The organism is Bacillota bacterium (genome assembly GCA_012837335.1).
Taxonomy (GTDB): domain Bacteria; phylum Bacillota; class Limnochordia; order Darwinibacteriales; family DTU012; genus DTU012.
In genome coordinates, this window is the sequence record DURM01000012.1 from 16684 (window position 1) to 27055 (window position 10372).

Here is a 10372-nt window from a genome sequence, read left to right on the forward strand (position 1 = left end):
CCCCCTACTTTATCACCTGATCGATAGTGGCTCCTCCCAGGCATACTTCACCTTGATAAAACACGACCGCCTGTCCGGGCGTAATTGCCCGCTGAGGCTCCCTAAACAGCACTCTGCACTGGTTATCTTCAACAAACACCTTTACCGCTTGGTCGGTCTGACGGTAGCGGAATTTTGCTGTGCAGGAAAATTCTGCCTGCGGCGGTCTGCCTGCCACCCAGCTCGGTTCTACAGCAATCAAGCCCTGGGAATAAAGTGCCTGATGATCATGACCCTGACCAACATAGAGAATATTCTTCTCCAAATCTTTATCAACCACGAACCACGGATCACCTTGACCGCCAATTCCTAGACCTTTTCGCTGACCTAAGGTGTAGTACATTAGGCCATCGTGTTTACCCATCACCTTGCCGGTATCAATATCCACCATACTGCCGGGCTGAGCTGGAAGGTAATTCTGGAGAAAGGCTTTAAAATCTTTTTCGCCAATAAAACAAATCCCGGTGCTGTCTTTTTTAGATGCAGTCACCAAATTATGGGACTTTGCAATCTGGCGAACTTCCTGCTTGGTTAAATGGCCGATTGGAAACAGTGTTTTCTCCAGCTGGTGCTGTCCTAGGGTATAAAGAAAATAGGATTGATCCTTATTGCGGTCTGTCCCGCGCAGCAGCTCGTACTGCATATTTCCTTCTGAATCAACGGCCTGGCCGATCTGGGCATAGTGTCCCGTTGCTAAATAATCCGCTTCAAGCTCTAAGGCTTTAGCTAAAAAAGCTTTAAACTTGATTTCCTTGTTGCACATCACATCAGGATTTGGGGTGCGTCCGCGGGCATATTCATCAAGAAAGTAACTGAACACTCGATCCCAATATTCCTGTTCAAAATTCACTGTATAGTAAGGGATGCCGATTTGATCGCAGACCCGCCTTACATCCTGGTAATCGAGATCTGCAGTGCAGTTACCCTGCTCATCCGTATCATCCCAGTTTTTCATAAAAACTCCAATCACATCATAACCCTGCTGTTTCAGCACCAAAGCGGCTACAGACGAATCAACACCGCCTGACATGCCGATCACAACACGGGTGCGCTTTGGCTCCATCATATCTGCTCCTCAATCTAAACTTAAGTTCACGGTGTATAGTTTACCCCAGCGACCGAATTTCTTCTGCGGTATGAGGCAGGAACTGTCAGCCGCACCGGGGAGAAATCTGAATCCGCAATATTAGCACAGACCAGTGCCACTGCCCATTTACCAATCGACTCTAAGGGTACGGAGATTGTGCTTAATGGTGGCTGCGCGTGCTGGGCACATGCCAAATCGCCAAACCCAACTACAGACAATTCCTCCGGAATCTTCCAGCCTAATTCTTCCGCTGCCCGATAGACACCTAAGGCAAGCTGATCATTAGCTGTAATAATAGCGGAAGGGGCAGCTGTTGTCAATAGAGCCGAAGCTGCTTTATATCCGCTTTCCTGATCCCAATCTGAGCTGAACACAACCAAGCTTGAGTCCACAGGCAGCCGTGAACTCAGCAGTCCCAACTTGAAAGCCCGCAGGCGCTCCTGATGGTCTAAACAATCCTCCGGACCGTGAATATAGCCAATCCGCTTATGGCCAAGCTGAGCCAGTTCACTGACAATCTCCAGCATGGCTCTGCGTTCGTCGATCCCGATATAAGAAAAAACCTCAGAACTGCCTACTCCATGAATGATCACTGCCGGAATCTTACGGTCATGGAGGAGGAGCTGCTGTTCAGTGAGCGGCAAATTCCCAAGGATGACTAAACCATCGGCTTGTCCCAATGGATCAAGGATTGATGCCGGCAGCCGCTGGTCTGCGCTTGCCTGCTCTTCTCCTAAAAATTCTATGTCATGTTTTGCTCTAAAAGTGTGGATTCCTGTTTTAATCCCTTTTATTATATCATGAGAAAATGGATCCGTCTTTTGCGTTGGAGAAATACAAATAAACAGCCGGTGTTGATTGCGGAATTTTTTGTGGGGTTTGTAACCTAACTTCTGCACGGCGGCTAAAACAATGGCTCGCTTGTCCTGGCTTACATTAGCGCTATCAGCAAGCACTCGCGATACGGTAGCACGAGAGACTTGAGCTAAGTCGGCCACGTCCTGCATAGTTGGTTTCACAAATATCTCTCCTCTGCCCAAAAATACTAACTCTATTTTATCGTATTGCGACTTAAGTGACAACACTAGAAAAGACTGAACCTTTAAATGTTTCCGGACAGAGTTTATTCAGAATTGGTATCGCAATCAGAGCTGGGATCCATGTGAATAACTAGATCGATGCCCAGTTCCGACTTGATCAGATTTTCAATCTGATCAATCTCAGCGTGGATATCTTCTACGTGAGCATCAGATGGAACTTCAACATGAACAGATCCACTGATCCGTCCCGGACCATAGTCATGAAGCTTCAGATCATGGACGTTAGAAACATGGGTGCTGGCTTCAATAATCTGATATATTCGATCTGTAATCTCGGGACCGGGGGTTGTTCCCAGCAGCAAGTTGACAGCTGATCTAGCGGCATCAAATCCGGTGTAGATGATCATTCCGGAAATGGCCACACCTAAAAGTCCATCAACCGGCCAGTTCACAAACCGATTGATAGTTATCCCGACCATGACAGTGCCGGTCGCAGCTGCATCACTGATGCTGTCGTGCGCGGCAGCATAATTGACACTAGAATTAATCTTACTCCCGATATAGCGGTTATAGAAATACATCCACACTTTAATACCAATAGAAAAGAGCAGCAGGATAGACGTGATTAAGTCTGCTTGTACTGGTTCAGGACTGACTATTTTCATGACTGAACTGCGCGCCAGCTGCAGCCCAACCCAAATAATAATCAGGGCGATTATCAGCGTACCCACGTACTCATATCGGCCATGACCATAGGGATGCTCTTGGTCAGGTGGTCTACTGCTCAACTTTGCACCGATGACCATAATCACTGATGAACTGAAGTCGGTCAAGTTATTGAATGCATCTGATAAAACTGCAACGCTGTTAATTGCCAATCCAATCCCCAACTTCAAACCAAACAGGAGCAGGTTGCATAAAATACCTAGTATTCCGGACAAGACACCGTAATCCGCTCGCACCCGGGGATTATTTACATCATCATAATTATCAATAAAACGCTTGATCAGAATTCTAATCAATGTGATTCCTCCAAACCCTGCGCTTTCTCTTCAAAGATAAAACCATGAAAGCGGTTTCGCATTTTCTCTTTCAGCTCGGGTTCTGTGACAGTCCAGGCCAGACATATCGGTTGAAATAGTCTGCGGCATAAGGTGAATCCAAAAGAAGAATGCTCTGCGCGATAACCAATAAAATCAGGGCGCCCAATGAAATTGACCAGCAGATGTTTCATTAAAAAAGCTTCCAGCAAGTTGAGTCCTTCCCGCTGCCTGATAAAATCCATAGACAGCTGGCCGCGGATAATATCTGGACGGTTCAGCTTAAACCACCGCACAATAAAGGGGCTGAATGATTCAATCCAAAGCTCACCAGCATAGTCTGCAATCTCTTGACAGACATATTCGCAGATCTCGGTGTTATTGTTCCCGGCATGAGGTTTAAGCTCGCAGATTACCGGCACATCAACTAATAGCTCTAAGACTTCCGATAACAGAGGAATGTATTCATGAGACGAACCTAAGCAATACTGCTTCAATTCTGCGTAGGTTAACTCATCTACCCTCTTGTCAACCCCGCACATCCGCAGTAGATCAGGATCATGAAAAACAACAACTTTTTTATCGCGAGTAAGCTGTACATCGAGTTCTATACCGTAACCCCGCTCCTTTGCAAGAAGAAATGCCAGCAGTGAATTCTCCGGCACACCGGCACCATGCAGGCCGCGATGGGCAAACATCTCGGTTGGAAGCCTGATTCCCCGCTTACGGTTAGGCTTAATAAGGACCATAAATGATCCGAACAGAATTAATCCAGCTGATAAAATTCTCAGAACCCAAACCATTAATCAACCACATCCAGCAGTTCTAGTTTATCCTCAGGCAGAAGGGGCCTATGATCGCCGTGTTTTACCATCATCATGGTGCAGAACGCGAGCAGCATAAATACCGCAGCATAAGGAAAGAGGGTCCAATAGCCGATATGCTCTAAAAAAGCTCCTGAGAGGACTGGCGTAACGATTTGTCCCGCCATCGAAAAAGTATAGTAATATCCGGTAAATCTGCCGATGTTAGCTCCATCAGCCATCTCAACAACCATTGGGTACGAATTAACGTTAATAGCTGCCCAGCCTAGCCCCACCATTCCCAGCAGGATATTCATCAGGGGAGAATAGCTTTTGAAGAAGCAGCCACCGACAAAAGCAATAAACATGACAATAATGCCAAACAAAATAGTGCGCTTCCGCCCCAATCTACTGGCAAATAATCCAACCGGTATAAATGATATAACTGCTGTTACTGTAGCTACCAGCAGGACATTGGCAAATGCACCGCCAGCCAGACCTAATACTTCCTGAGCATACTTGGAAAACGCGGTCATAACACCATTATATGCCATAAACCATAAAAACACTGACGACAGCAGAAAGATCAGACTGCGGCGAACTGGTTTGGTCATCCCCGCTGACGATCCCTTAGCTGCACTTTTCTCAGTCGCAGCGCTCGGTTCGGGATCTCCAGCTTTGATCTCAGCAGTCAGTTTTTTCTCTTTAATCGTTAAAAAAAGCACCACGGTGGCAAGCACCATGAAGCCTGCAATCACAGCAAAAACAGGCAGATAATTAGGATGCGGTCCCTCTGGTACTAATAACCGGATTGATACCAGAGCAGCAACCACACCCAGCGCGCCCATCAAATTAATCACAGCATTAGCTTTTGACCGCAGCGGTGGCGGAGTAATGTCCGGCATCAGTGCAACAGCCGGTGAGCGGTAGGTGCTGATTGCAAACAAAGTAACAAATAATGCAGCCATAAACATAGGTAAACTGCCGATTTTATCACTTAATGGCAAAAACAGCATTGCAACTACGGTTAGAGCCGTTCCAAACAGAATGAATGGCATTCTCCTGCCAATCGGTGTATCAATTCGGTCAGAAAGGGCACCAAAGAAAGGCAGCATGATTAAGGCAAAAATGTTGTCTAAGGCCATGATGCCTCCTGCCAAAGTGTCGCCAAGTCCAAAGGTATTTTTCAAAATCAAAGGAATGATATTATCATAAAGCTGCCAAAATGTGCTGATTGCCATGAATGCTAGACCAACTAGGAATGTCCGCCGATAGTTAAGTTTCATCATTCCATCCTCCACCCACGCAGATTTGTTTGCGAAAATAGTTAATTACCGCCTAATTATAACACCTGCAGTTAGATATTTCTATACCTATTCTGTTTTACACGAATATTGTCCATATAGTTAGAATCTCAAGTTTACATCAGCAATTTAGCAGGATATAATCTTGAAAAGAGCACTTTTAAGGAGTGACAGCATGCCAAAACTTACTGGATTTCAAATCAAAACAATGGCCATCGCAGCCATGCTGTTAGACCATATTGCGTGGGCTTTCCTTGACCTTCACTCCTGTTGGGGACAACTTCTACACTTTCTAGGTAGAATAACTGCTCCGACAATGTGTTTTTTTATTGTACAGGGCTATCTCCACACCCGCTCTGTACCAAGATATTTTGCAAGGCTGGCTGTGTTCGCCTTAATCTCCCACTTTCCATACGTCTATTTTCGCAGCGGCAGACTGACTTTATATCCTTTTAGTGTTATTTATACGCTTGCTCTCGGTTTATTGGCAGTGTGGTGCTGGGATAAAATGCGGAACAGTAATTGGCGGATTCCAGCATTGATCGGGATTGCTGTTTTTTCCACCCTGGGGGATTGGATGTATTTTATTCCTGCTTTCTGCCTTCTATTCTATATCTACCGCCGCGACCCTCGGCAGCAGGCGTTTGGAATTGGGTACATTGCGTTTGTAATTGCATTTGCTCAATTCTTCGGCACTCTAGTAAGCGGCGCCGGTATCCAGTCCGCTTTGCTTGGCAGTGGCTATCATCTTGGGATCATGCTCAGCATCCCACTGATCAGGTTATATAATGGTGAGCGGGGCGGAGGCAAATTCAGCAAGTGGATGTTCTATATTTTCTACCCTGCTCACCTGTTCATTTTAGGTTTGATTCTTTACACTTAGAATTCTTTTCTCGTATAAATCTTAACGGAGATCAGCATTGATAACAGCACTACTGCTACAATCGCGACCGGCAGTAAATACGGCAGCGCAGACAAGAGCTGAGGCGATAGATCAAATTCCACCCCTGGCACCAGCAGCACCAGCAGTGTCGGAACTAAAAAGATCACTATCATAATCAGCCGAGCTTTTTCAACTCCAAACTTAAAAAGTACGGGCAGCATTACTGCTAGCATTATTAAACCGGCTCCACTGATTCCGAGCGCAGTTGCAATCGCTTCGCCAATGTCTTGGCCCCAATAATAACTGAAAGCAACATTGACCCCACTTACCAAAATTCCTGCTGCAAGATTAAGCATAATCCCCAACACATATTTGCTAAGTACAATTGTGGTTCTGGACAAGGGCAGGGACAGAGCGTACTTATCCCACTTGCAGTGTTCATCATAAGCCATGGCACTCATGGGTAAAATGATCGCATACACAATCGATATGGTAGAAAACATGCTCATATTTTCACTGCTAATTGAAAAAACCAGATAGATTATGGTGATGAGAAAGACTACTCTCCACTGCTTTTTTAACGCGTAAAGATCTTTGATCAGCAGTCCAATCACTGTTTTTCCCCCCTCAGTATAAACAGCATAATATCTTCTATTGTAGCGGTATCGATAAGGCCGCCCCTGAAGTTTGATTTCTCTACGAGCGCCTCAACACCAAAGCGATTTTTGCGGTAACCTTTAATTAACCGCTTATCAATATGTTCAAACTCATCTAAACCGCACTTCAGCACTCCATAGCGGGTTAAAAGCTCATCTTTATCAGACACAAAAACTATCCGTCCCTGATGAATAAAGGTGATATAATCGGCGATCTTTTCAATATCGCTGGTAATATGGGTGGATAGAAAAATGGAATGGTCTTCGCTCTGAATAAATTCCAAAAAGATATCTAAGATCTCATCTCGCACCACCGGATCAAGTCCACTTGTGGGTTCATCAAGGATCAGCAGCCTAGCGCGATGGGACAAAGCTGTCGCAATCGAAAGCTTCATTTTCATGCCCCGGGAAAAAGTCTTTATTTCCTTGTTATTCGGCAGCCCAAACTGATCGAGATAGCGGAAGTAGGCTTGGTGATCCCAATTCCGGTAAATACGGCTCATAAAAGCATTGATGTTTGTGGCAGTCATGCTTTCAGGAAAACTGCTTTCATCATAAACCACACCAATCTGCTCCTTGATTTCAGCTCCATAAGTCAAATTGTCTCGCCCGAAAACTTTGATTTCACCTTCATCTCGATGAATAACATTTAGGATCAGTTTGATGGTAGTGCTCTTTCCGGCTCCGTTTTCACCAATAAAACCCATAATACTCCCCTGCGGCTGGGAAAAGCTGATCTTATCCAGTGTAAATCCGTCATAATGTTTTGTTAAGCCGTTGATTTCGATAACACTGCTCATTTCTTTACTCCCCTTCCCTATAAAACATCTCCAGCACTGTGATTAGTTCTTCTAACGATATCCCTGCCTGTTTTCCGGCTCTGACCGCCACTTCCAAATGCTCTTCAGCAACCCGCAGCTGTTCTTCTCGAATAATCTCCATGTTTTTCTCACTGACAAAAGATCCTTTTCCCTGCACTGTAGTAATGAATCCTTCCCGCTCCAGCTCTTCATAAGCCCTTTTGGTAGTAATCACACTGATCCGCAGTTCTTTCGCCAGATAGCGCATGGATGGCAGCGCTTCACCGGATTTCAATTCTCCTGAGATAATCATGTTTTTAATCTGCGAAGCGATCTGCTCATACAGAGGCAGACCGCTGGAATTACTAAGTACAATCTCCAAACCATCACCACCTGATCATAACGTTCGTTCTGTATATATACATTATATACAGTATAGGCATCACTGTCAATTGTAAACAGAGATACTTCTGGTTTATAATATCAGTGGGGAGTGATAGTATGTTTTTCATTGGTATCTTCGGAGTGCAGAGTAAAAGCGAAAGGATCCACACTGAAACAGCGGTTATCTGCCCTGTCTGCGAAGCATACGGCCGCTACGAAATAATTAAAAGCTACTACTATTTTCATTTCTTTTTCATCCCGTTATGGCGCTGGAACAAACGCTACTATATCCAAACGCAATGCTGCAGCCGAATCTGCGAGATTGAAAAAACATTAGGTGAAAAAATCGAAGCCGGTGAGTCGGTCGAGATAAAAAAAGAACAGATCCTCTGTGGAGGCTCGCCGTCCACTCGAATCTGTCCCAGCTGTTCGGCTCAAGCCGAACCTTATTATCAATACTGTCCCCATTGTGGAACTCGCCTTAGTAATTAGTAAACATATGCCATGGAATGTTCACTTCTGCACTTTGGTTAATGATTTCATCAATATGCATCAAAAGCGGCAATTTACTCAGCTCGATCTCGCCCTTTGCAGCTCGCACGCGAACAGCTTTGGCGATCCGGTTGGTGATAGCAACAGATTCAAGCGTCACTCCAGCTAACCGCTCCATGGCTTCAGCAAATGAAAGGCCACGGCCAAGGAGAGTTCCCAGCAGGCGTGTCCGCCCCCCAAAGATAGTTACATATAAATCGGCGATTCCTGCGATTAGGCTTTCCGGTGCCCCACCCATCATTTTTAAGAGCAGAGACATCTCCCGTACACTCTGTCCAAATAGAGCAGCCTGAGGATTGTATGCCAGCTGACAGCCTTCTCCATGGTCCCGCTCCTGCTGGCCAACAGCCAATGTCACAGCTAAGGCATAGGCATTTTTCAAAGCGACAGCGCTTTCGATCCCAATAACATCAGTTGAAATTGAGATGTGATAGTAATCTGTGGTCAACAAAGATCTAAGGTGGTCGAGTACACCCTGATCGCTTCCGCAGAAATAAACATGGGAATGGCGGCGATCAGCCAGTTCATAGCTGGTGCAGGGTCCTCCAATTGCATTAAAGGAGATTTTTTGTCCCGGTTTTAGATAGGATGCAAAAACATGTGGAAAAGTATCCAGCGCTCCATTCTGACCTTCAGCTAATCCCTTAGTAACTGCCAGGACCGGCACACCACTTGGCAGCTGCGGAATCACATGCTCACAGAACCAGTCAACCCCAAAACTGCTGACTCCGCAGATAATCAGGTCAGCACCCTCCACGGCCACAGATATATTTTCAACATGATCAGGAATAACACCACCAGGAAGATAACGCTTTAAAGTTGGATGATAGTTATCAGACCGAACTCTGTCAATAATCTCCCGATCGAGATGAGTTCCGACTAGCCTTACCTTATGGCCATTATCTGCAAGCGGCATTGCCATAGCCGAACCCATCATACCTGCACCAATAATTGCTACCACTCCCACAGCTAACGCCCTCCAATCTATATGGTTAACCCTTTCTTTTTAGCATCAGCATCTTTCCCAGCACCAATTCCAGCTCCAATTGCAATACCTAGAGGCATCCCCAAACCAATGTTGTCAAAGACAACCATTCCAAATACCATTCCAAGGCTTACGCCAAGGGCCATAAAAGTTGCGATATAGTAACCTTCCGGTACCAGGTGATGTTCTTTTTGCAGATGGCTGATAATCTCGTTTTTCAGCGTTTGATTTGCCTTTACCGCCGTCTTCTTGCTGCTGTCTTCAGCCGCAATTAAAGCATTAAATGATTCATCAGCCTCTGTTAAATACGCCATACACTGGTTACATTTAGGCGAGAACTCTCTTAATCTAGTAATAATCCTCTCCCATAAGACTAAATCCACCTGCTTTACTTCTTTTTCCGATAGACTATCCCGTAATTTATTTAACTGCTCCAATTCTGCATCCCACCTAACTAGTTAATTTGAACCTATTTTAAATATATCACAAAAAAGCGGCCCGGAGTAGATACTCCGCAGCCGCTCTGGGTGTCATATAGATTTTTTACATCGGCAGAAATTATTCATACAGCAGTGGAGCAATTATACTGGAATTAATGCTGTTTAGATCGAACCAGTAGTAACCTGTATCGATTACCGGCTCAAGGGGCTCGCCTCTGATAGCCATTACAGCAGCCTTAACTGCTTCATAGCCGATTCCAACCGGATTCTGGGTAATTGCACCGGCCATCAGTCCGGATTTAATTGCATCCAGCTGCAGTTTACCAGAGTCAAAACCGATAACGACAACTTCTCCAACT

General features: G+C 45.3%; 13 protein-coding genes. 2 read left to right on the forward strand and 11 right to left on the reverse strand.

Annotated features, from left to right (window positions below):
- Positions 1-4: 4 nt before the first annotated feature.
- The 5 genes from mnmA to GX019_01985 all read right to left on the reverse strand — a co-directional run bounded on the left by mnmA (position 5) and on the right by GX019_01985 (position 5295).
- A complete protein-coding gene (mnmA, locus tag GX019_01965; protein HHT35922.1) occupies positions 5-1105 on the reverse strand; it encodes a tRNA 2-thiouridine(34) synthase MnmA in 1101 nt (366 codons plus the stop codon).
- A gap of 26 nt (positions 1106-1131) precedes the next feature.
- Positions 1132-2145: a LacI family transcriptional regulator gene (locus GX019_01970; protein ID HHT35923.1), complete on the reverse strand. Its 1014-nt coding sequence runs from the start codon at positions 2143-2145 to the stop codon at positions 1132-1134.
- A 104-nt stretch (positions 2146-2249) separates the two neighbouring features.
- Complete coding sequence (locus tag GX019_01975; GenBank protein ID HHT35924.1) at positions 2250-3188, reverse strand: cation transporter; 939 nt, start codon at positions 3186-3188, stop codon at positions 2250-2252.
- Entirely contained in the window at positions 3185-4009 is an 825-nt protein-coding gene (locus GX019_01980) for a glycerophosphodiester phosphodiesterase (GenBank protein HHT35925.1), read from the reverse strand. Before GX019_01980 ends, GX019_01975 begins: the two co-directional genes overlap by 4 nt.
- Complete coding sequence (locus GX019_01985) at positions 4009-5295, reverse strand: SLC45 family MFS transporter (GenBank protein ID HHT35926.1); 1287 nt, start codon at positions 5293-5295, stop codon at positions 4009-4011. Before GX019_01985 ends, GX019_01980 begins: the two co-directional genes overlap by 1 nt.
- Positions 5296-5488: 193 nt before the next feature.
- Between GX019_01985 and GX019_01990 the strand changes: the two genes are divergently transcribed.
- Complete coding sequence (locus GX019_01990; GenBank protein HHT35927.1) at positions 5489-6196, forward strand: pilus assembly protein; 708 nt, start codon at positions 5489-5491, stop codon at positions 6194-6196.
- On the opposite strand, the gene GX019_01995 is transcribed toward GX019_01990, so the two are convergent.
- From GX019_01995 to GX019_02005, 3 genes are read right to left on the reverse strand one after another with little or no spacing between them, the layout of a single operon-like run.
- Positions 6193-6810, reverse strand: a complete 618-nt coding sequence (locus GX019_01995; protein ID HHT35928.1) for an ABC-2 transporter permease — start codon at positions 6808-6810, stop codon at positions 6193-6195. The genes GX019_01990 and GX019_01995 overlap by 4 nt on opposite strands.
- The gene (locus tag GX019_02000) at positions 6807-7652 is read right to left on the reverse strand and encodes an ABC transporter ATP-binding protein (protein HHT35929.1); all 846 of its coding nucleotides are present in this window, start codon (positions 7650-7652) and stop codon (positions 6807-6809) included. Before GX019_02000 ends, GX019_01995 begins: the two co-directional genes overlap by 4 nt.
- 4 nt (positions 7653-7656) lie before the next feature.
- A complete protein-coding gene (locus tag GX019_02005) occupies positions 7657-8034 on the reverse strand; it encodes a GntR family transcriptional regulator (protein ID HHT35930.1) in 378 nt (125 codons plus the stop codon).
- A gap of 119 nt (positions 8035-8153) precedes the next feature.
- On the opposite strand from GX019_02005, the gene GX019_02010 reads away from it, so the two are divergent.
- Complete coding sequence (locus tag GX019_02010) at positions 8154-8528, forward strand: zinc ribbon domain-containing protein (protein ID HHT35931.1); 375 nt, start codon at positions 8154-8156, stop codon at positions 8526-8528.
- On the opposite strand, the gene GX019_02015 is transcribed toward GX019_02010, so the two are convergent.
- The 3 genes from GX019_02015 to GX019_02025 form a co-directional block, all read right to left on the reverse strand.
- Positions 8518-9555, reverse strand: a complete 1038-nt coding sequence (locus GX019_02015) for a glycerol-3-phosphate dehydrogenase (protein ID HHT35932.1) — start codon at positions 9553-9555, stop codon at positions 8518-8520. The genes GX019_02010 and GX019_02015 overlap by 11 nt on opposite strands.
- A gap of 17 nt (positions 9556-9572) precedes the next feature.
- On the reverse strand, positions 9573-9719 hold the full coding sequence (locus tag GX019_02020; GenBank protein HHT35933.1) for a glycine zipper family protein: 147 nt from the start codon (positions 9717-9719) through the stop codon (positions 9573-9575).
- 412 nt (positions 9720-10131) lie between these two features.
- On the reverse strand, positions 10132-10372 hold a 241-nt coding region (locus tag GX019_02025), incomplete at its 5' end, for a substrate-binding domain-containing protein (GenBank protein HHT35934.1).

What these genes read in the sequence shown, in the direction of transcription:
- GX019_01980 (HHT35925.1), bottom strand. Translation starts at nt 4,009, where the DNA reads ATGGTTTGGGTTCTGAGAATTTTATCAGCTGGATTAATTCTGTTCGGA.
- GX019_02010 (HHT35931.1), top strand. Translation starts at nt 8,154, where the DNA reads ATGTTTTTCATTGGTATCTTCGGAGTGCAGAGTAAAAGCGAAAGGATC.
- GX019_02020 (HHT35933.1), bottom strand. Translation starts at nt 9,719, where the DNA reads ATGGCCCTTGGCGTAAGCCTTGGAATGGTATTTGGAATGGTTGTCTTT.
- mnmA (HHT35922.1), bottom strand. Translation starts at nt 1,105, where the DNA reads ATGATGGAGCCAAAGCGCACCCGTGTTGTGATCGGCATGTCAGGCGGT.
- GX019_01985 (HHT35926.1), bottom strand. Translation starts at nt 5,295, where the DNA reads ATGAAACTTAACTATCGGCGGACATTCCTAGTTGGTCTAGCATTCATG.
- GX019_02000 (HHT35929.1), bottom strand. Translation starts at nt 7,652, where the DNA reads ATGAGCAGTGTTATCGAAATCAACGGCTTAACAAAACATTATGACGGA.
- GX019_01990 (HHT35927.1), top strand. Translation starts at nt 5,489, where the DNA reads ATGCCAAAACTTACTGGATTTCAAATCAAAACAATGGCCATCGCAGCC.